21 protein-coding genes are annotated in these 18,460 nt (G+C 62.1%); 11 read left to right on the forward strand and 10 right to left on the reverse strand.

Annotated elements, in window-relative coordinates; translation table 11 throughout:
* Positions 1 to 9 precede the first annotated feature (9 nt).
* Complete coding sequence (locus NE851_RS30010) at positions 10 to 1,032, reverse strand: LacI family DNA-binding transcriptional regulator (RefSeq protein ID WP_003590238.1); 1,023 nt, start codon at positions 1,030 to 1,032, stop codon at positions 10 to 12.
* A 118-nt stretch (positions 1,033 to 1,150) separates the two neighbouring features.
* Positions 1,151 to 1,663, reverse strand: a complete 513-nt coding sequence (locus tag NE851_RS30015; RefSeq protein WP_047616336.1) for a MarR family winged helix-turn-helix transcriptional regulator — start codon at positions 1,661 to 1,663, stop codon at positions 1,151 to 1,153.
* A gap of 85 nt (positions 1,664 to 1,748) precedes the next feature.
* Here NE851_RS30015 and NE851_RS30020 point away from each other — a divergent pair, with 85 nt between their 5' ends.
* The 5 genes from NE851_RS30020 (at position 1,749) to cysE (ending at position 6,192) form a co-directional block, all read left to right on the forward strand.
* Positions 1,749 to 2,537: a creatininase family protein gene (locus NE851_RS30020; protein ID WP_047616333.1), complete on the forward strand. Its 789-nt coding sequence runs from the start codon at positions 1,749 to 1,751 to the stop codon at positions 2,535 to 2,537.
* Positions 2,538 to 2,684: 147 nt separating this feature from the next.
* Positions 2,685 to 3,779 carry a CobW family GTP-binding protein gene (locus NE851_RS30025; protein WP_047616331.1) on the forward strand — a complete coding sequence of 365 codons (1,095 nt, stop codon included), beginning with the start codon at positions 2,685 to 2,687 and terminating at the stop codon, positions 3,777 to 3,779.
* Complete coding sequence (locus NE851_RS30030) at positions 3,779 to 4,768, forward strand: WD40 repeat domain-containing protein (protein WP_127430729.1); 990 nt, start codon at positions 3,779 to 3,781, stop codon at positions 4,766 to 4,768. The genes NE851_RS30025 and NE851_RS30030 overlap by 1 nt, the downstream gene beginning before the upstream one ends.
* A gap of 17 nt (positions 4,769 to 4,785) precedes the next feature.
* On the forward strand, positions 4,786 to 5,283 hold the full coding sequence (locus NE851_RS30035) for a GNAT family N-acetyltransferase (RefSeq protein WP_127430728.1): 498 nt from the start codon (positions 4,786 to 4,788) through the stop codon (positions 5,281 to 5,283).
* A 90-nt stretch (positions 5,284 to 5,373) separates the two neighbouring features.
* Entirely contained in the window at positions 5,374 to 6,192 is an 819-nt protein-coding gene (cysE, locus tag NE851_RS30040) for a serine O-acetyltransferase (RefSeq protein ID WP_047616324.1), read from the forward strand.
* 31 nt (positions 6,193 to 6,223) lie between these two features.
* Here the strand turns inward: cysE and NE851_RS30045 are convergent, their stop codons facing one another.
* From NE851_RS30045 to odc2, 4 genes are all read right to left on the reverse strand, one after another.
* Positions 6,224 to 7,381, reverse strand: a complete 1,158-nt coding sequence (locus tag NE851_RS30045; RefSeq protein WP_097543075.1) for a GGDEF domain-containing protein — start codon at positions 7,379 to 7,381, stop codon at positions 6,224 to 6,226.
* Between the two features lie 123 nt (positions 7,382 to 7,504).
* Positions 7,505 to 8,533, reverse strand: a complete 1,029-nt coding sequence (locus tag NE851_RS30050; protein ID WP_164735941.1) for a serine hydrolase domain-containing protein — start codon at positions 8,531 to 8,533, stop codon at positions 7,505 to 7,507.
* A gap of 228 nt (positions 8,534 to 8,761) precedes the next feature.
* Entirely contained in the window at positions 8,762 to 9,352 is a 591-nt protein-coding gene (locus tag NE851_RS30055; protein ID WP_028757641.1) for a GNAT family N-acetyltransferase, read from the reverse strand.
* Between the two features lie 94 nt (positions 9,353 to 9,446).
* Complete coding sequence (gene odc2, locus NE851_RS30060; RefSeq protein WP_016737287.1) at positions 9,447 to 10,580, reverse strand: ornithine/lysine decarboxylase; 1,134 nt, start codon at positions 10,578 to 10,580, stop codon at positions 9,447 to 9,449.
* Positions 10,581 to 11,109: 529 nt separating this feature from the next.
* Here odc2 and NE851_RS30065 point away from each other — a divergent pair.
* The 3 genes from NE851_RS30065 (at position 11,110) to NE851_RS30075 (ending at position 13,822) form a co-directional block, all read left to right on the forward strand.
* Positions 11,110 to 12,003 carry a LysR family transcriptional regulator gene (locus tag NE851_RS30065; protein WP_047616318.1) on the forward strand — a complete coding sequence of 298 codons (894 nt, stop codon included), beginning with the start codon at positions 11,110 to 11,112 and terminating at the stop codon, positions 12,001 to 12,003.
* A 107-nt stretch (positions 12,004 to 12,110) separates the two neighbouring features.
* Positions 12,111 to 12,752, forward strand: a complete 642-nt coding sequence (locus NE851_RS30070) for a DUF1007 family protein (RefSeq protein ID WP_047616317.1) — start codon at positions 12,111 to 12,113, stop codon at positions 12,750 to 12,752.
* A complete protein-coding gene (locus NE851_RS30075) occupies positions 12,746 to 13,822 on the forward strand; it encodes a nickel/cobalt transporter (protein WP_063475298.1) in 1,077 nt (358 codons plus the stop codon). The genes NE851_RS30070 and NE851_RS30075 overlap by 7 nt, the downstream gene beginning before the upstream one ends.
* Positions 13,823 to 13,832: 10 nt before the next feature.
* On the opposite strand, the gene NE851_RS30080 is transcribed toward NE851_RS30075, so the two are convergent.
* The 4 genes from NE851_RS30080 to NE851_RS30095 form a co-directional block, all read right to left on the reverse strand.
* Complete coding sequence (locus NE851_RS30080; RefSeq protein ID WP_047616314.1) at positions 13,833 to 14,039, reverse strand: hypothetical protein; 207 nt, start codon at positions 14,037 to 14,039, stop codon at positions 13,833 to 13,835.
* The gene (locus tag NE851_RS30085; protein WP_063475297.1) at positions 14,036 to 14,731 is read right to left on the reverse strand and encodes a GNAT family N-acetyltransferase; all 696 of its coding nucleotides are present in this window, start codon (positions 14,729 to 14,731) and stop codon (positions 14,036 to 14,038) included. Before NE851_RS30085 ends, NE851_RS30080 begins: the two co-directional genes overlap by 4 nt.
* A 63-nt stretch (positions 14,732 to 14,794) precedes the next feature.
* Positions 14,795 to 15,514, reverse strand: a complete 720-nt coding sequence (locus NE851_RS30090) for a tellurite resistance TerB family protein (protein WP_047616310.1) — start codon at positions 15,512 to 15,514, stop codon at positions 14,795 to 14,797.
* A 112-nt stretch (positions 15,515 to 15,626) separates the two neighbouring features.
* The gene (locus NE851_RS30095) at positions 15,627 to 16,265 is read right to left on the reverse strand and encodes a 2-dehydro-3-deoxy-phosphogluconate aldolase (RefSeq protein WP_127430727.1); all 639 of its coding nucleotides are present in this window, start codon (positions 16,263 to 16,265) and stop codon (positions 15,627 to 15,629) included.
* Between the two features lie 154 nt (positions 16,266 to 16,419).
* Between NE851_RS30095 and NE851_RS30100 the strand changes: the two genes are divergently transcribed.
* The 3 genes from NE851_RS30100 to NE851_RS30110 all read left to right on the forward strand — a co-directional run bounded on the left by NE851_RS30100 (position 16,420) and on the right by NE851_RS30110 (position 18,424).
* Positions 16,420 to 16,908 carry a CYTH domain-containing protein gene (locus NE851_RS30100; RefSeq protein ID WP_254959551.1) on the forward strand — a complete coding sequence of 163 codons (489 nt, stop codon included), beginning with the start codon at positions 16,420 to 16,422 and terminating at the stop codon, positions 16,906 to 16,908.
* On the forward strand, positions 16,886 to 17,797 hold the full coding sequence (locus NE851_RS30105) for a CHAD domain-containing protein (RefSeq protein ID WP_183906207.1): 912 nt from the start codon (positions 16,886 to 16,888) through the stop codon (positions 17,795 to 17,797). The genes NE851_RS30100 and NE851_RS30105 overlap by 23 nt, the downstream gene beginning before the upstream one ends.
* A 150-nt stretch (positions 17,798 to 17,947) precedes the next feature.
* Positions 17,948 to 18,424, forward strand: a complete 477-nt coding sequence (locus NE851_RS30110) for a VOC family protein (protein ID WP_127430725.1) — start codon at positions 17,948 to 17,950, stop codon at positions 18,422 to 18,424.
* Positions 18,425 to 18,460 lie beyond the last annotated feature (36 nt).

Genomic DNA, 18,460 nt, shown 5'->3' on the forward strand with positions numbered 1-18,460 from the left:
GGTCTTGGTTCAGGCGCGGGGCCGATGGGGACTGGTGGATTGGCGAATGCGCATTTCCGGTTTGATCAGATGCATGCCGTCAGGCTCGTGGCTGCCGGCAAGGCGATCGAGCAGCGCCCGGGCGGCCAGGCGCCCGACTTCGGTCTGGCCGTTCCAGACAGTCGTCAGCGCCGGAGTGGCGATCGAGGCTTCCTCGAGATCGTCGTAACCGGTGACGGAAATATCGCGTCCGGGCACCAGGCCGGCGCGCGCAATGCCGTTCATCAGACCGATCGCCACGAGATCGTTCCAGCAGACGGCCGCCGTCGGCTTCTGCGGCAGCGACAGGAAATGTACGGCGGCCTCGAAGCCGCCCTGCTTCGAGCGCGGGCCGGGAATGCGCAGGTTCGGATCGACCTCGATGCCGGCCTTGCGCAGCGCATTGACATAACCCTGGTAACGATCGCGGCCGGTGGATGTCTGGTCCGTGCCGCCGATCATGGCAATCGAGCGGTGGCCAAGGCCGATCAGGTGATTGGTGGCAAGCGAGATGCCGTAGCTGTCGTCACCCCGATAGGTCGGCAGGTCCTGCCCTTCCATCGAGCGGGCGACCAGGATCGCCGGCATGCCGTTTTCTTCCGCCAGTTGCACGTCCTCAGGCGGCGTACCGATCGCCGGCGACATGATGACGCCGTCGCCGCCGAGCTGCAGGAGCGTCTCGATGAAGGTGCGCTGCTTCTCGACATTGTCGTAATGGTTGGACAGGATGAAGGTGTGGCGGCTGCGGTCGAGCTCGCTTTCGATCGCCTTCAGGATCTCCCCATAGAAGGGGTTCATGATGTCGTGGACGACGACGCCGATGATGCCGGAGCGCGAGGTGCGAAGGCTGGCGGCGCGGCGATTGTAGATATAGCCGAGCGCGCGCGCCTGTTCCTTGATTTTCTCCCGGGTATTGCCGGCGACGAGCGGGCTGTCGCGTAAGGCAAGCGATACGGTCGCCGTTGAAATGCCGAGTGTTTCGGCGATTGTCGAAAGCTTGATTTTCTGGACCACGTGTCCTCCTCCAGGCAGCACGCAAGACAGGCAAGACCCCGCCGGAAACCGGCGCGGCCCTTAAAATGTTTAATTAAAAGATTTAATCGGCGGAAGCAATTCGTCTTTCAGGGAAATTTCAGTCTTCGTCCGGTTCTTCGATATGAATGGCTTCGGCCTGCAGATTGGCATCGATCGCCTTCAGCAGGCGGACGAGATTGCGGATTTCCTTTTCGGAAAACTCCTGCGTCGCCAGCTTGTCGCAGGCCGAAGCCGCCATCTCGATCCCCTGCACGCTGCCGCGGCCGAGTTCAGTGAGATAGACCTTGGTGAGGCGGGCATCCTCGGCATCGGGCTTGCGCTCGAGGAAGCCCTGCGCCTCCATGCGGCCGATCGTGCGCGTCATCGTCGGCGCCTTGACGCCGAGCTTCTGGGCAAGGCCGCCAGCCGTCATGCCGTCGCTCTCGGCAAGCGCGAGAATGACGCCGTCCTGGCCGGCATAGAGGCCGCTTTCAAGCAGGTTGCGCGACAGCACCGTACGCATGGAACGCGCCGCCTGGGTGAGCGCCGGAGAGAGATCGACGAGCGTATACTCGGTCTGGTCCTTCTTCTTGGACTTGTTCTTTTTGCCGTCCTTGTGCTTCTTTCCCATAGCCATCCCTTTGATCTTTAAGCCCCGGCGCCGCTGCGATATGACATTGCCCAGGATCTCGTCATAAACAAGAGGCTACGACCGGATGATGACGCCTTCGCCGCGCTTCGAGGACAGCAACCCGGCCTTTGCCCCGGACGGAGGCCGTCTGATCGCCGTGCTGCCGCTCGGCGCCCATGAACAGCACGGCCCTCACCTGCCCTTTGAAACCGACACGCTGATTGCCGAAGGTATCGCCGGACGATTGAAGATGGCCTTGCCTGCCGGCCGGCCGGTCACCTTTCTGCCCGCCGAATCCGTCGGCTATTCCGTAGAGCATATGGATGTCGAAGGAACGAAGTCGCTGGCTTTCGACGAAGCGGTGAACCGCTGGCTCGGCATCGCTGAAGGCGTGGCGAAGCAGGGCATCCGCAAATTCGTGATGCTGAACGCCCATGGCGGCAATTCGCCCTTGATATCAATCGTCGCGACCGAGGCGCGGATCCGCTTTGCCATGCTGGCGGTGGCGACGAGCTGGACCCGCTTCGGCGTGCCCGACGGCGTGGTCGCGCCGGAGGAAAAGGCGATCGGCATCCATGGCGGCGATATCGAGACCTCGGTGATGCTGGCGCTTCATCCCGACAAGGTTGATATGGCGAAGGCGGCGGACTTTTCCTCGCGGCAAACGGAGTTTGCCGCGCGTTTCAAACATCTGCGCGCCTACGGGCCGCACGCCTTCGGCTGGAAGATGTCGGATCTCAATACCGCAGGCGCAGCAGGAAACGCCGCGGCCGCCACGGCAGAAAAGGGTGAGGCGCTGATTGCCCACGCGGTGAAGGGACTGGCGGAATTGCTCGAAGATGTCGATGCATTCGACGTCACGCAACTCCGGTGAAGATGCGTCACCTGCACCGGCCAGACGATGTGATCTTATAACATTATAAAACCCTTTGAACTGCCACGCCCAAGCCATTATATGAGACCAACCGTTCAAGCAGCCGATCCCAGCCGCTCGGCCGCACGCCTAATCCTAGAGGTTCTCATGACCGACGCGATCTCCACCCAGAAGCCTATTCCCGTTACCGTGCTCACCGGTTATCTCGGCGCCGGCAAGACGACCTTGCTCAACCGCATCCTGTCCGAAAATCACGGCAAGAAATATGCGGTCATCGTCAACGAGTTCGGCGAAATCGGCATCGACAACGACCTGATCGTCGAGTCGGACGAGGAAATCTACGAGATGAACAATGGCTGCGTCTGTTGCACGGTGCGCGGCGACCTGATCCGCGTCGTCGAAGGCCTGATGCGCCGCCCCGGCCGCTTCGACGGAATCATCGTCGAGACGACGGGCCTTGCCGATCCGGTCCCGGTCGCCCAGACCTTCTTCATGGATGACGATGTGCGCGCCAAGACCGAGCTCGACGCCGTCGTCGCCCTCGTCGACGCCAAGCACCTGCCGTTGCGCCTGAAGGACAGCCGCGAAGCCGAAGACCAGATCGCCTTCGCCGACGTCGTCATCATCAACAAGAGCGACCTCGTAACCCCGGAAGAACTTGATGTGATCGAGGACATCGTCCGCGCCATCAACCCGGCCGCCCGCGTCTACAAGACCAGCCGCTCCGGCGTCGATCTCGCCCGCGTGCTCGACCAGGGCGCCTTCAACCTGGAGCGCGCGCTCGAAAACGATCCGCATTTCCTGGAGCACGGCCATGACGACCATGTCTGCGGCCCCGATTGTGATCACGACCACCACCATCATGACCACGATCATCATGATCACCATGGTCATGACCATCACCACGATCATCATCATGGTGCGATGTCGGCGATCCACGATATCACCGTGCAGTCGGTGTCGCTGCGCGGCGGCCAGATGAACCCGGAGCGTTTCTTCCCCTGGATCCAGAAGATTACCCAGACACAGGGACCGAATATTCTGCGTCTCAAGGGCATCATCGCCTTCAAGGACGATCCTGAGCGCTACGTCGTTCAGGGCGTGCACATGATCATCGAGGGGGATCACCAGCGGCCGTGGAAAGAAGGCGAGAAGCACGAGAGCCGTCTCGTCTTCATCGGCCGCGATCTTGATCGCGCAAAGCTTGAAGCCTCCTTCAAGGCCTGTGAGGCAGCCGCCTGATGCCGACAGTTGCACCGCTTGATCTCGACGGCCACGTTCTGGCCGTCGAATTTTTAGGTGAAGTTCCCTTCTTCGCAACCGCAAACGGTACATTCCACCGGCTGGACGGCGGCGACAGGGTGTCCGAAGCCCATCAGGGCATGCTCACCGTCATCCGCGATCCCTATAGCGAGAGTCTGATCTCGGGCGGCGAGGACGGTAAGGTGCTGCGCATTGCCGCCGACGGTAGCGTCAGCGAGATCGCCACCGCGCCGCGCAAGTGGATTTCGCAGGTCGCAGCCGGCCCGCAGGGTGCCGTTGCCTATTCCTACGGCAAGAGTTCGCTCCTCCGCCTTGCCGACGGCACGACCAAGGAATTCCCCGAAGAGCGCACGGTCGAAGGCCTGGCCTTTGCGCCGAAAGGCCTGCGGATTGCGGCCGCGCGCTACAACGGTGTGTCGCTGCATTGGATCGGCATGAACGCCAAGCCGGTCGATCTCGAATGGAAGGGTGCGCATACCGGCGTCACCTTCTCGCCGGATGGTAATTTCCTCGTCACCTCGATGCAGGAAAACGCGCTGCACGGCTGGAAGCTCGACATCAAGCCCGGCGCTGAGGCCCGCCACATGCGCATGACCGGTTACCCCGCCAAGGTCAAATCGCTCTCCTGGTCGGTCAAGGGCAAATGGCTCGCCTCTTCGGGCGCGCCGGCGGCAATCGTCTGGCCCTTCCAGGGCAAGGACGGGCCGATGGGCAAGGCGCCGCTGGAACTCGGCACCCGCGCCAATATCATGGCGACCGCCGTAAAATTCCATCCGCTCGAAGACATCCTCGCCATCGGCTTCATCGACGGCATGATCCTGGCCGTGCGCATTGCCGACAGCAAGGAGGCGCTGCTGCGCCGCCCCGGCAAGGGGGCGATCACGGCGATGAGCTGGAGCAAAAACGGCAAGCTGCTTGCCTTCGCCTCCGAAGCCGGCGATTGCGGCGTCATCGATATTTCGGCTTGAGGCCACATTAGCCGGCGATGAATGACATTTCGATCGAGCCGGACATCGTGGCGCTCGCGGCCGACCACATGCAGGCGGCCGCCGGTATCAGACGTGTCTCCTTGTGGCAGCGGCTGCCCTGGCTGCCGGACCTGCATACGCCGGCCGAAGAAGAGCAGTATTGGCGCATGCATCTGTTGCCGAACTGCACCATCTTAGGTGCTGCCATGGCCAACCGGCTGGTCGGCGTCATCGCCTATGGCGACAGCTGGATAGAGCGGCTCTACATCCTCCCCGGCTTTCAGGGCATGGGCATCGGCTCTCTGCTTCTCGGCCGCGCCAAGGAGGAGATGTACGAGATCAGGCTCTGGACGTTCCGGCGCAATATCGGTGCACGCGCTTTCTACGAGAAACACGGCTTTACCGCCGAGGAGGAGACCGACGGTGCCGATAACGAGGAAAGAGAGCCGGATGTGCTCTATCATTGGCGCCGGCGTCCGACGCTGACACCGGCCCTGCAACCGTCCAGCAACTAGAATAAAGCTTGCCAAATGCCTTGCCCGGGCGAAACATGAACCACGCAGCAAGCGCTTGCGCCGGCGCCCTGGCTGACAGAGGAAACGGAAATGCCGAAATCGACCGGCCTCGGTTTGGCCGAGCAACAGCCGCAGGCTTTGGGCGGTGCATCCGTCTGGGCGGTGATCCGCGCCGAAGCGGCCGAGCTTGCCGCACGCGAACCGATATTGCAGCGGCTGCTGGCCGCGCAGGTGACGGACACCGCCGGCAACGAGGATATCATCGCCCGCGTGCTGGCCGCCCGGCTTTCGGTGGCGCAGGTGGAAACGGGGGATATCTTCGATCTCATCCGATCCACATTGAACGACGATATCATGCGGCAGGTCGAGGCCGATCTCATCGCCGTGCGCGAACGCGATCCGGCCTGCACGACATTTCTGCACGCACTTCTCAATCTCAAGGGCTTTCATGCGTTGCAGACGCACCGCATCGCCCATGCGCTGTGGATCTCCGGCCGGCCGGAGATCGCCAGCTGGCTCGCCAATCTGGTTTCGCTGGTCTTCGGCCCGGATATCCATCCGGCAGCAAAGATCGGCGCGTCGATCATGCTCGACCATGGTTCGGGCATCGTCATCGGCGAAACGGCTGTTATCGAGGACGAAGTGTCGATCCTGCAGAACGTCACGCTCGGCGGCACCGGCAAGGAGACCGGCGATCGCCACCCGAAGATCCGCCACGGCGTGATGATCGGCGCGGGCGCCAAGATCCTCGGCAATATCGAAATCGGCGCCTTCAGCAAGATCGCCGCCGGCAGCGTCGTGCTGAAGCCGGTGCCCACCCATTGCACGGTCGCCGGCGTGCCGGCAACGCTCGTGCGCGTCCACCGCGCCGACGAAATCCCGGCCGAGACGATGGATCAGAATATCTAGGGTCGCTCTGAGATGGGGAATTCGCCCGATCCTACGCGGCCTGCTGATTCTCTCCGAAGGCTTCGACCCGGTTGCGGCCTTCGCGCTTCGAACGATAGAGCGCCTCATCCGCCTTCTGCATCAGCCGTTCAAAATCTCCGTCGTTTTCCCGACGCGCGGCAACGCCGATGCTGAGCGTCGGAAAGATCGCCAGATCCGGCCGCTGCATGACGGCGGCGGCGAAGGTGAGACGGATGCGCTCGGCAATCGCCACCGCATCTTCGCAGGAAATATTTTTCAGCACCGCCAGGAACTCATCCCCGCCTTGACGGGCGAGCAGATCGCCGGACCCCATGATCCCTCTCGCAACACGGGCGAAAAGCCGCAGGATATCGTCGCCGGCGGCGTGGCCATGCCGGTCGTTCAGTTGCTTGAAATGATCGATATCGATGATGAGCAGCGATGCCGGCTGAGAACCGAGAGCGGGCAGATGCTGCGCGAGGCCGCCGCGATTGAGCGCGCCGGTCAGCGGATCGTGGTGAGCGAGTTCCATCAGCTGATTTCGGCTGCGCTCGGCGGCCATCAGCACCATCGCCATGCTGCGGAGCATGATGAACGCGACCGCCGATACCGCCATCCAGCTATGGACCACATTGGCGCCGAAAGGATCCGGCCCGCCGATCTCGCCGGTCGCCGCGAGAATGCTGCGAGCCGCAAAGATCGCGGCAGTGCAGACATAGAGGCCGACAAGCAGGGCTGCCGAATAAAGCCTCTCGCGCCGGACAATGCTGATTGCCTCCCTTGCGACGGCAAGATCACAGAGGCAGCAGATGACCGAGACGTAGAGGAGCCTCGCCGATACCGCCGAGGGATCGCTGACGATGAGCACGACAGGCACGCTGACGAGCAAGATGGCCAACCAGAAAGAACGCTGGTCGAGCGCTCGCCCCGAAAACACGCGTACGGCAAAGAACATCAGCATGTAGCCGGCGATGGTGACGATATTGCCGCCGTCGATCGAGACCGAATAGGGAACGAGATTGCGCAACGCGACGAGGAAAGACCCGATGCCGACAAGAAGGTTGCTCAAGCCCCACCAGAGCGGCCACCGCTCAAAGCGACCGGTCGCATAGGCTGCAAGCTGGAGAATGCCCAGCACGAAGCAACTCACGGCAACAATGAAATAGATTGTCCTGAGATCCAGCAACATGGCGCTTTCCCGAAGTTCTGGCGGGGAAGCTACAGCAAGCGCTTTGCGGTTTGATTGGAGGCTTCGCTAAGACTTTAACGATCGCGGTTTTTCCGCTGCAGCACAATTCAAGGGATGCTGCCGTCAGGCGGCCCGCACCGTGCCGATGATATCAGCCAACAGACCATGCAACAGATCCCGGTAGCCGTTTCGGGCAGACGGACCGCTCTCTTCTGAAGTCATGACGACGGTGAGATCGAGCGACGGGACGATGTAGAGCATCTGCCCGCCGTAACCCCAGGCGAAATGCACCTCTTCGCCGCCGATCTGCCGCGTGAACCAGCCGTAGCCATATTCATCGCCGGAGAAGCGCGAGTTGGTGCGAGGCTGCCACGACTGGGAGATCCAGTCGGCAGATACGATCTGGCGGCCGTCGGCAGTCTTGCCGCCGTTGCGATAGAGTTCACCGAAGGCAAGCAGGGACCGGGCGCTCATCGCCATCTGATTGCCGCCGAGATAGATGCCCTGCGGATCGCGCTCCCATGCGCCGATGCGGAAACCATCGACCGGACCGAGCCATTCCTGCGCCAAGGCCAGCGTCGACCGCCGGCTGACCTTCGTGAGAATGGCCGAGAGCAGATGCGTGGACGCGGTGGAATAGAGCATCTCGCCACCGGGCTGATCGACGAAAGGCTGCGAGAGCGCAAAACGTACCCAGTTGCGCGAGGAAACCCAGCGGCCGTAGTTCGCCCCCGACATGCGATCGAGCCCGGCTTGCATGGAGAGAAGATTGCCGATGGTGATGTCGTTGAGGCGCGGATCCGGCGTTAGCGGGAGATCGACCTTCAGGATCGGCGCGATCTTCTGATCCGGCCCCGAAAGCAGGCCTTTGTCGATGGCGATACCGACCAGCGCCGAAATGATCGATTTCGAAGCGGATTTGATATTGGTCGATTCCGCCGGCGAATGACCATGAAATCCGCGTTCGGTAAGCACACGCCCATCGCGAGCAACAATCACCGTCTTTAGAGGCCGCATCGCAGGATCGGTCGCCACTCGATCGAGACGCGGCCCAAGCCCACCGGCGGTGGAAGCCGTGCTCTGGGCAACCGCCGATTCCGCCGCTGCAAGCGGCATGCAGAAGAGAAGCAGAAGGGAGAGAAGACGGATCATCTGGCGCAAGATAGGATATCGCCGCGCCATGTTCGCGTGACTGCGGCACTTTTCACGCGATTGTGTTTCCGCGCGCGATGCTTACCCAGGTGACCGCAGCTGGGCTCGCGCCCAAAAGAATAATCCGCGCCGCAACCACGACAGGCCCGTCTGCCTCCATGGTCAAGCGGCGCGGATATTGCCGGACGGCGAAAGGACGTCCAACCCCGACCGACCCATCGACACAGCTCAGGCCGCGCGGCGAACCGGCGCGCTGGCCAGCATGCGCCCCGAGGGGACGATCATGCCGGCCGCGCCGTCAAGCCAGCCTTCCGTGAGCTCGAGCGCAAGAAAGCGCGAGCGTTCGAACGGACCCGGCATGACAAGATGGCGAGCCTTTTCGGCAAAAAAGCCGAAACGCTCGTAATAGGCAGCATCGCCGACGAGCAGGACGGCGCCATGCCCGCGGTTCTTCGCTTCAAGGATCGCAGCCCGCATCAGCGCCGCACCGATGCCCTTGCCGCCATGTTGCGAGGCAACGGCAAGCGGCCCGAGCAGCAGCGCATTGATCGGCGTGCCTTCGTCATTGACGCCGGCCTCGATGTTCCAGAGCCGCACCGTACCGATGATCCGGCCGTCGCGGTCACGCGCGACGAGCGCAAGACCCTCGGCCGGGACGCGGTTGCGGCGGATCTTCTCCGACGATTTCTTGCGGCGATCCGCGCCCATGACGCGGTCGAGCAGGTTTTCGCGAGCAACGACATCCGAGGGATTCTCGGCGTCGATGGTGAAAGTGGTGGGCGCAAAGAATGCGCGGACAGAATCAAGAACAGCGGCCATCTTGGCCTCCCGTACCCAATACCGTTATCAGCGGCGATGAAGGAAAATTGTGAAGTTGCCGCCCCGGCTGGTTACGGGGCCGGCGGAAACGACCTCAGATGACGTAGGCCTTCAGCGGTTCGAAACCATTGAAAGCGACCGCCGAATAGGTCGTCGTATAGGCGCCGGTGCCTTCGATCAGGACCTCGTCGCCGATCGAAAGGGAGATCGGCAGCGGATAGAGGTTCTTCTCGTAGAGCACGTCGGCCGAATCGCAGGTCGGGCCGGCGATGACGCAGGGCTCCATCTCGTCGCCGTCGTGCTCCGTGCGGATCGGATAGCGGATGGCTTCGTCCATCGTCTCGGCGAGACCGCCGAACTTGCCGATGTCGAGGAAGACCCAGCGGGCATCGTCATTGTCCGACTTCTTCGAAATCAGAACGACTTCCGCCTTGATGACACCGGCATTGCCGACCATGCCGCGGCCCGGCTCGATGATCGTCTGCGGGATCTGGTTGCCGAAATGCGTGCGCAGCGCCTGGTAGATCGACTTGCCGTAAGCTTCTGCGGACGGAACGTCGCGCAGGTACTTGGTCGGGAAGCCGCCGCCCATGTTGACCATCTGCAGGTGGATGCCCTGCTTGGCAAGCGATACGAAGACACGCTTGGCATCGGCGAGCGCCGAATCCCAGGCATCGACCTTGGTCATCTGGGAACCGACATGGAACGAGACGCCGTAGGACTGCAGGCCAAGCTGATGGGCGTAGACGAGAACGTCGACGGCCATCTGCGGAACGCAGCCGAACTTGCGCGACAGCGGCCATTCAGCGCCTTCGCCATCGGTCAGCACGCGGCAGAAGACGCGGGCGCCGGGAGCGGCGCGCGAGATCTTCTCGACTTCCTCGTGGCTGTCGACCGCAAAGAGGCTGACGCCGAGCGCATGCGCGCGGGCAACGTCACGTTCCTTCTTGATCGTGTTGCCGTAGGAGATGCGGGCGGCGGTCGCACCGGCTTCGAGCGCCATTTCGATTTCGGCTACGGATGCGCAATCGAAATTGGAGCCGAGGCCTGCAAGCAGCTTCAGCACTTCCGGGGCCGGGTTGGCCTTGACGGCGTAGTAGATGGCGCTGTCCGGCATGGCGTGACGGAAGGCGTGGAAATTGTCGCGAACGACGTCGAGGTCAACCACGAGGCAGGGACCGTCGGGACGTCGGGTTGCGAGAAAGTCGCGGATGCGCTGGGTGGTCATATCGATTCCCTCTTCCAATTCCAGAGCTCCGGCATGAACCGGAGGACAAAGGGCATACGATAGCTCGCATTGGAACCAGCCGGTGGAGACCCCGGAACCATAGCAAGCGCTCGATGCGCAGATAGTGAACCAACGCCGCGGACGCGGTGTAAGTTCGGCTTTGTCTGCCATGGATTGGAGGGAGAATCCCAACCGCACTTCCGGCAATGATGGTGTGCCTCTTCAGTAACCCCCGCTGATGGAAAGCAGGGAGAGAACAAAAAGGCCCGCACCGTCGTTGCTTCAGGCGTCCTCGCATTTTCCGGTTGGCCGGAATAGCGACTGGAGGGGTTAATTCCAGGTACCTTACCGATTTCCTCACCAATTCGAGGGTTCGGCGGACACCCATGGGCACGTGCGACTTTGGGCTGAGTGGGAAATAAGAATATTCGCCTTCATAATCAAGCGATTTTTTAATCTGGGGCCAAAAAAATAATTGAACAAAATCGCCCAATTTGTTCAACATTCCGAAACAGCTTCGGGAACAGCCATGGACACCTTGACACGCATACGGGCCTTCATCGATGTCGTCGAGGCCGAAGGCTTTTCCGCCGCGGCGCGGCGCACCGGCCGCTCGAAGGCGCTGCTCTCCAAATATGTGCGCGAACTGGAGGATGAGCTCGGCGCCCTGCTGCTCAACCGCACCACCCGGCAGTTCTCAATGACCGAGGCTGGCCATACCTACTACCGCACCGCCTCCGATATCCTGAAGGAGATCGACAACCTCGCCGATCTCGTGCGTGAAAACAATGCACAGCTCAAAGGGCGGCTTCGCATCTCGGTGCCGCGCACCTTCGTCGATGCCGATGTCGGCCAGTCGCTGATCGATTTCGCCAAGGAGAACCCGGACCTTTCGCTGGAGATCGCCGCCGACGACCGGTTCGTCGACCTGATCGAGGAAGGTTTCGACGTGGCGATCCGCGTCACCAAACTCGAGGATTCCGGCATGATCGCCCGCAAGATCTCGGATTTCCGCGTCCATCTCTGCGCCACCCCGGAATTTCTCGAACGCCATCCCGATCTCGAGCACCCCAGCGACATTTCCAACGTCCCCTTCATCGTCGACACCAATGCGCGCACCCAGGCAAGCATCCGCTTCCACAATCCCGACAACACCTCGTTCGCCGTCGCCGTCAGCGGACCGATCGAGGTCAACAGCCCGCATGCGACATTGCGCGCAGCGCTCGCCGGCATCGGCATCGCCCTCATCCCGGATTTCATCGCCCGCAAGCCGATCGAGAGCGGCGCACTGGTGACGCTGTTCAACGACTACCTCCCGACCGACCGCGGCATCTACGCCGTCTATCCGCATCGGCGCTATCTGCCGGCCAAAGTGAGGATCTTCGTCGACTACCTGCACAACTGGTTCAAGAAACATCCATAATGGGGCGGATGCGACATTCCGTCCGCGCCAGCCACCACTAACCCGGTCCCAATTCCGTCCCAATTTCTGGCAAGAAGTCAGGGTCACCGAACAGGGCAGCGGAACAGATGAAACATTCGACGATATTGATGGCCGCGCTTCTTTCGCTGGCGCCGGCCGCCGCCTTTGCCCATCCGCACATCTTTGTGGAGGCGCGTCTCGAAGTTGTGGCCGGCAAGGACGGCAGCGTCGAGGAACTGCGCAATGTCTGGCGCTTCGACGAGGTCTTCTCCTCCTCCGTCGTCATGGATTTCGACAAGAACACCGATCTGAAGCTGGAGCCGAACGAACTCGCCGAGGTCGGAAAGACGGTGAAGCAATCGCTCGCCGATTACGACTACTACATGAACCTGACGATCAACGGGAAGAACATCACCGTCCAGAAGCCCGACATCATCCATGTCGACTACAAGGACGGCCAGCTCTTGATGTTCTTTGCGGTGAAGCCGGTGGAGAAGATGCCACTCAAGGGCAGGCTCACCTTCGGCGTCTACGACCCGACGCTCTATACCTCGATCGATTTTCCCACAGACGGTGAACTGGCAACGGTCGGCGACGGTTTCAAGGCCTGCAAGCATCAGGTGGTAAGGCCTGATGCCGACCAGGTGATCTCGGAAAACAAGCAGTCACTGACGGACGCCTTCTTCAACGATCCCACCGGCACCAACATGTCCAAACTCTTCGCCACCCGGCTGGAGGTCACATGCTGACGAAACGGTTACCCCTCACCCTTTCCGCTGCAGCTCTCGCGCTGCTGACGGCGGCAAGCCTCGCCCATGCGCAATCGCCGCTCGGCATCGGCACGGCGGAGCCGAGCTTCCAGCCGACCGGCGGGCCGCTCGCACCGCTTCTGCTCTACGTGAACTATGAGCAGCAGGCCTTTTACCGGGCGCTGACCGGTGCCTTGAAGGCCATGCGCCAGGACCCGTGGCAGCTGGCATCGCTGATCGGCCTCTCCTTTGCCTACGGCGTCTTCCATGCCGCTGGCCCCGGCCACGGCAAGGCGGTCATCTCCTCCTACATGATCGCCAACGAGGTCGAGTTGAAACGCGGCGTCGTGATTTCCTTCATTTCGGCCTTCGTCCAGGGCGTGATGGCGGTAGCGCTGGTCGGCGGCGCCTGGCTGGTGCTGCGCGGCACCGGTATCACGCTGACGGCGGCGACCCATGCGATGGAAATCGCAAGCTTCGTCATGGTCATCCTCTTCGGCGGCTGGCTGCTGTTCCGCAAACTGCGCTCGATGGTGGGCAACATGCCGCGCCGCCGGCTGATGGCGACGTCCGCCGGCCCGGTCAGCATGATGCTCGACTGGAAGGATAATGCGGCCGAGCGCCAGGTCTATGCCTTCAACGGCAAGGCACAGGCCATCGACGCCGGCCATACCTTCGTTCCCGGCATGGCCTGCGAGACCTGCGGCAATGCCCATGTGCCTGATCCGGCCCTGCTCGCCGGCGACAGGTTCAGCGCCCGCGAGGCCTGGTCGGCGATCGTTGCCGTCGGTCTGCGCCCCTGCTCGGGCGCACTGCTGGTCATGACCTTCTCGCTGCTGAACGGGCTCTATCTCGGCGGCGTGCTTTCCGTCGCCGCCATGTCGCTCGGCACGGCGATCACCGTTTCCCTGCTTGCCACACTTGCCGTCACGGCCAAGGGGGCGGCCGTCCGACTCTCCGGACGCGGCTCGACCGCCTCGATCTGGGTCGGCAACGCCATCGAAATCCTCGGCGCCGTGCTCGTCATGCTGATGGGCGCCCTGCTGCTCGGGGCCTCGCTGCAGGGGTAGAGCTGTAGCCCTATTTCTCTCTGCCGCGCTGATAGCGCGCCCGCAGCCAGAACACCGCGAAGAACGCCATGATCAGGCAGACGCCGACGGCAATCGCCAGTGTCGGCGAGAAATTGCCGATCCACAGCACGATGGTCGGCAGGAAATAGATGACCAAGGCGGCACCAAGCAGGATGATGCCGGCGGCTGTCGCCTGCGAGCGGCTCTCCGGACTCATACGAGCCTTTCCTTTTCGAGATCGGCGCGGATATCCTGCAGGCGGCGGATCTGGTTGCCGGCGGCGTCGAAATTCTCAGGCGAAAGCCAGGCCTCGAAGGCATCGTTGATCATCGGCCATTCGACATCGATCATCGAGAACCAGGCGGTATCGCGGTTGCGATGCTTGGAAATCATGTGCTGGCGGAAGACGCCTTCGAAGCTGAAGCCGTAACGCGCGGCCGTCGTCTTGCTCGCCTCGTTCTTATTGTCGCATTTCCATTCGTAGCGGCGGTAGCCGAGATCCTCGAACACGTGCTTGGCCATCAGATAATGCGCCTCGGTCGAAAGCGGCGACCGCTTCATCTCGGCGCCGTGCGCCACTCCGCCGATCTCGACGACGCCGTTTGCCGGGTCGGCGCGCATGTAATTCGCCATGCCGACAATCTTGCCGGTGGCGTTGTCACGGAAGATATGGGTGAGCCAGCCGGACTTGGTGTGGACGGCTTCCAGCCAGTTGGCGAAATCGTCGATACCGGAGAAATCGTCCTGCGCGAAATAGAGAAGCAGCGGGTTGATGCCCATACCGCCGAGCCCGTCCCACAGCGCCTCGAGATGTTCCGCGCGCCGATAGGGCTCGACGGTGACGAAACGACCCTTGAGCGTGACCGGCGTCGGCGCCGGACAACCGTTGAAATTTGCTAGATCGCGCATGTTCACTCCCCTTGTCTAGGAGTGGATAGGCCAGCCGCCCGACAAAGGCAACCGGCCTGCTTGTCACTGTGACAAGGTCACCTTGGCGGAGGACACCGTCGCCTCGATATGGTCGACCAACTGGTCGGCAAGACCGAGGCGGCCGGCGAGCAGATCGAGATAACCGCGCTCGGCGCGCGAATCCGGCTCGATGGTGAGCCGCGAGGCGGTGTAAAGTTCGACGCGCTGTTCTTCGGTCCTCGCCGCGGCCACCAGCGCATCGATATCCGTCGGCGAAGCGAGTTCGTGCTCGATGAAGGCCGCGGCCTCACCACTGACGTCGGCGGCCTTGACCTTGTCCATGATGAGGGCGCGTTCGGCATCGTCGATATGGCCGTCGGCCTTGGCGGCGGCGATCATCGCGCGGATCAGCACCAGCACGAATTCATTGCTGCCGGCAGGCGACGTCGGTCCGAAACCGGATTCGGCGGGCGGCGGCAAGAGAACCGGATTGTTGGCCGAGGGCGCATCCGAGGGGGCTGCGGGCGCCTGCCCCGCCTGGTAATTCTTGTAGGCCTGGTAGCCGAGGCCGGCAATGGCGGCAAGACCGCCGATCGCCAATGCATTGCCGGCAATACCCCGGCCGGTCTTGGTGCCGAGAAGCGCGGCTGCAATCGCGCCTGTCGCCAGCGGGTTGTTTTTAGCCGTCTGAACGGCGTCGCCCGCCCTGTCGCGGACCGAACCGCCGAGACCCGGCACCTGCGAACCCAAGAACTGGTCGAGAAGCTTCTTTGCGTCGAACATTCCTCGTCATCTCCCTGTTTGAAGCTGGAGAGGTACATAGGTTTGCGACGGGTGAAATACAAATTGAGGAGTGGGGATTATGCCCGAAGGCCGACCCCACCCCTACCGAAACTCAGGCCTTCAGTGCCGCCGCTTCTGCCGCGAGCCTGGTAATGCCAGCCCAGTCGCCGGCCGCGATCAGTTCCTTCGGCGCTACCCAGGAGCCGCCGACGCAGATGACGTTCGGCAGCGAGAGATAATCATTGGCGTTCCTCAGCGAAATGCCGCCGGTCGGGCAAAACAGCGTGCCGGCGAGCGGTGAAGAGAGCGCCTTCAGCAAGGCCGCGCCACCGGCCTGCTCCGCCGGGAAGAATTTCAACACTTGGTAGCCTTCTTCGCGCAAAGCCATCACTTCGCTGGCGGTCGCAGCCCCCGGAAGCAACGGCACATCGGAGTCGGCAGCGGCATCGAGCAGTTCCTGTGTCGTACCCGGGCTGACGATGAACTTCGAACCGGCCTCGACGGCGGCTTGCCAATGGGCGGCATTCAGGATCGTGCCGGCGCCGACTTCGGCGCCCTCGACCTCGGCTGCGACGGCGCGCACGGCATCGAGTGCCGCCGGCGTGCGCATGGTGATCTCGATCGCCTTCAGGCCGCCCGCGACGAGCGCCCGGGCCAGCGATACCGCCGACTTGGCATCGTCGACGATCAAGACCGGAACGACCGGCTGGAGTTTCAGGATGGAAAGGAGCTTTTCTGTTTTCTCGCCCATGGTCGTGCGACTTCCTTGAAACGATTGAATTCGGATCCCGAATAACGCCCCCGCCGACCCTTGTCGAGATAAAACCAGACCATATGACAAGATGGGTAGGAAATGCGTGGAAATTGGTCTACCGTGCCGCAATCGTCACAAAAGGTTCACCGATATGGCGAAAGAGATCGAGCGGAAGTTTCTTGTACGCAGCGATGGATGGCGTTCCGCCGTCGAGACGAAGTCTGTTCTCCGGCAGGGTTACATCGCTTCGATGGACGACCGTTCCGTCCGGGTGCGCATCCTCGACTACAGGAAAGCGAAGCTGACGATCAAGATCGGCCGCAGCACGATTACCCGCGACGAATTCGAATACGACATCCCGATCGCCGATGCCAAAGAGCTGCTGCAGAATGCGATCGGCATCGTCATCGAGAAGACGCGCTACCGCGTTCCACATCAGGGTTTCGTCTGGGAGGTCGACGTCTTTACTGGCGAGCATCGTGGCCTTGTCATCGCCGAGGTGGAGATGACGGCGGAAACCGACAATCCGGCCCTACCCAGCTGGCTTGGCCGCGAGGTGACCGGCGATTTCCGCTATTCCAACCAGGCCCTTGCCACAGAATATGAGCACGACAGGCATGGCCTATCGCATTCGGCCTGACGCCGATTTCACGAACGCGTTCCGCAGCGTCGCGACACAGCAGCTGGAACGTGCCATTACGCTTGTCGAGGAACGGCCGGACGGCACCGATGAGGCAATCCATTCCTTCCGCAAGAGCCTGAAACGACTGCGCTCGCTCTACCGCCTCGTTCGTCGCAAGGTGCCGGATTTCCAGGCCCAGGAAAACACGAGGCTGCGCGATGCCGCAGTGTCGCTTTCGGCGATCCGCGACGCTGCCGCCCTCATCGGCACCGCACAATATCTCCAACAATCAGCCCGGGGGAACGAGGAAAGCGAGGCGCTCGGCCGCATCGTCACTGTTCTCGAAGGACGCCGTGACTGGATGGCCGAAGCCGAAAGCGGCCTGGAGCAGCGGCTGACGGAAACCTCTGCCGTCCTGACGGCGGCGATCGCAGCCCTGGATAAAGTGTCCTTCGACGGCAGCCACCGCAAGAATGCCCGCATGCTGGCAAAGAGCTGGCGCCGCACCGCGCGCAAGGCGAAGACCGCGCTTGCGGCCTGCCACGGCGAGGCATCGGCCGACGATTTCCACGATCTGCGCAAGCGCGCCTACGACTATCGGCTCTACCATGCTCTTCTGCGTGACGTCTGGCCGGGCGCGATGAAGGCCAAGCGCGATGCCGCCACGGAACTTGTCGAAGATCTCGGCCATATACACGATCTCGCCGTGCTCTCCGAACTGGTGGAGGCCGAACCGCAGCTCTTCACCCGCAACGACGATCTCGCACACCTGCTTGACGCCATCATCTTCCGCCAACAGGAAGACCGGCGGCAGGCGCTTGTCAAAGCCGAAATCGTCTTCACCGATGATCCCGACGAGGAAGCCGACCGCATCGAGCTTCTCTGGCTGGCCGCCGGGAATCGATAGGTGGCGACACCGGCAGTGCTTGCGAACGCTGCATTTCCGAATGCCTCAGCGCATCTGAAATATCATGGGCAAACCCATTGACCTCAACCAGTCTTGAGGTCCTAGCCTCCGGTGGTCGAACAAGCAAAGACCTGACGCTGCGAGGAAAAAATGACCGCCGAAAATGCCGCTATGCCGAAGGTGCTCGGACTCTACGAGACCCATCTGACCGTTGCCGATCTCAAGACCTCTACGGATTTCTACCGCGATGTCGTCGGGCTAGAGCCCGCAGGATCGTTCGAGGAGCGCAAAGTCACGTTCCTCTGGGTGGACGACCGGAAGACCGGCATGCTGGGCCTTTGGGAAACCGGAACCGGACCCTTGAAGATGCGGCTGCATATCGCCTTCCGCATGACCGCCGATAGTGTGCTGCAGGCTCCCGCCTTGCTCAAGGCAAAGGGCGTGGAGCCTCTCGGCTTTAACGGTGAACCGGCAACGGAACCGGTGGTTCTCGGCTGGATGCCGGCGCTGTCGATCTATTTCAAGGATCCGGACGGGCACTCGATCGAGTTCATCAGCATTCTCGACGCCATCCCCGACCGGAGTTTCGGCGTGCGGCCGTTTTCCGAATGGCAGGCGCGAGCGTAGTCCGCCACCTGTCGAAATCGCCTCTGGCGAAGGCAA

The sequence above is a fragment of the Rhizobium anhuiense bv. trifolii genome (genome assembly GCF_024346605.1).
Classification (GTDB): domain Bacteria; phylum Pseudomonadota; class Alphaproteobacteria; order Rhizobiales; family Rhizobiaceae; genus Rhizobium; species Rhizobium anhuiense.

What these genes read in the sequence shown, in the direction of transcription:
- NE851_RS30015 (WP_047616336.1), bottom strand. Translation starts at nt 1,663, where the DNA reads ATGGGAAAGAAGCACAAGGACGGCAAAAAGAACAAGTCCAAGAAGAAG.
- NE851_RS30020 (WP_047616333.1), top strand. Translation starts at nt 1,749, where the DNA reads ATGATGACGCCTTCGCCGCGCTTCGAGGACAGCAACCCGGCCTTTGCC.
- NE851_RS30025 (WP_047616331.1), top strand. Translation starts at nt 2,685, where the DNA reads ATGACCGACGCGATCTCCACCCAGAAGCCTATTCCCGTTACCGTGCTC.
- NE851_RS30030 (WP_127430729.1), top strand. Translation starts at nt 3,779, where the DNA reads ATGCCGACAGTTGCACCGCTTGATCTCGACGGCCACGTTCTGGCCGTC.
- NE851_RS30035 (WP_127430728.1), top strand. Translation starts at nt 4,786, where the DNA reads ATGAATGACATTTCGATCGAGCCGGACATCGTGGCGCTCGCGGCCGAC.
- cysE (WP_047616324.1), top strand. Translation starts at nt 5,374, where the DNA reads ATGCCGAAATCGACCGGCCTCGGTTTGGCCGAGCAACAGCCGCAGGCT.
- NE851_RS30045 (WP_097543075.1), bottom strand. Translation starts at nt 7,381, where the DNA reads ATGTTGCTGGATCTCAGGACAATCTATTTCATTGTTGCCGTGAGTTGC.
- NE851_RS30050 (WP_164735941.1), bottom strand. Translation starts at nt 8,533, where the DNA reads ATGATCCGTCTTCTCTCCCTTCTGCTTCTCTTCTGCATGCCGCTTGCA.
- NE851_RS30055 (WP_028757641.1), bottom strand. Translation starts at nt 9,352, where the DNA reads ATGGCCGCTGTTCTTGATTCTGTCCGCGCATTCTTTGCGCCCACCACT.
- odc2 (WP_016737287.1), bottom strand. Translation starts at nt 10,580, where the DNA reads ATGACCACCCAGCGCATCCGCGACTTTCTCGCAACCCGACGTCCCGAC.
- NE851_RS30065 (WP_047616318.1), top strand. Translation starts at nt 11,110, where the DNA reads ATGGACACCTTGACACGCATACGGGCCTTCATCGATGTCGTCGAGGCC.
- NE851_RS30070 (WP_047616317.1), top strand. Translation starts at nt 12,111, where the DNA reads ATGAAACATTCGACGATATTGATGGCCGCGCTTCTTTCGCTGGCGCCG.
- NE851_RS30075 (WP_063475298.1), top strand. Translation starts at nt 12,746, where the DNA reads ATGCTGACGAAACGGTTACCCCTCACCCTTTCCGCTGCAGCTCTCGCG.
- NE851_RS30080 (WP_047616314.1), bottom strand. Translation starts at nt 14,039, where the DNA reads ATGAGTCCGGAGAGCCGCTCGCAGGCGACAGCCGCCGGCATCATCCTG.
- NE851_RS30085 (WP_063475297.1), bottom strand. Translation starts at nt 14,731, where the DNA reads ATGCGCGATCTAGCAAATTTCAACGGTTGTCCGGCGCCGACGCCGGTC.
- NE851_RS30090 (WP_047616310.1), bottom strand. Translation starts at nt 15,514, where the DNA reads ATGTTCGACGCAAAGAAGCTTCTCGACCAGTTCTTGGGTTCGCAGGTG.
- NE851_RS30095 (WP_127430727.1), bottom strand. Translation starts at nt 16,265, where the DNA reads ATGGGCGAGAAAACAGAAAAGCTCCTTTCCATCCTGAAACTCCAGCCG.
- NE851_RS30100 (WP_254959551.1), top strand. Translation starts at nt 16,420, where the DNA reads ATGGCGAAAGAGATCGAGCGGAAGTTTCTTGTACGCAGCGATGGATGG.
- NE851_RS30105 (WP_183906207.1), top strand. Translation starts at nt 16,886, where the DNA reads ATGGCCTATCGCATTCGGCCTGACGCCGATTTCACGAACGCGTTCCGC.
- NE851_RS30110 (WP_127430725.1), top strand. Translation starts at nt 17,948, where the DNA reads ATGACCGCCGAAAATGCCGCTATGCCGAAGGTGCTCGGACTCTACGAG.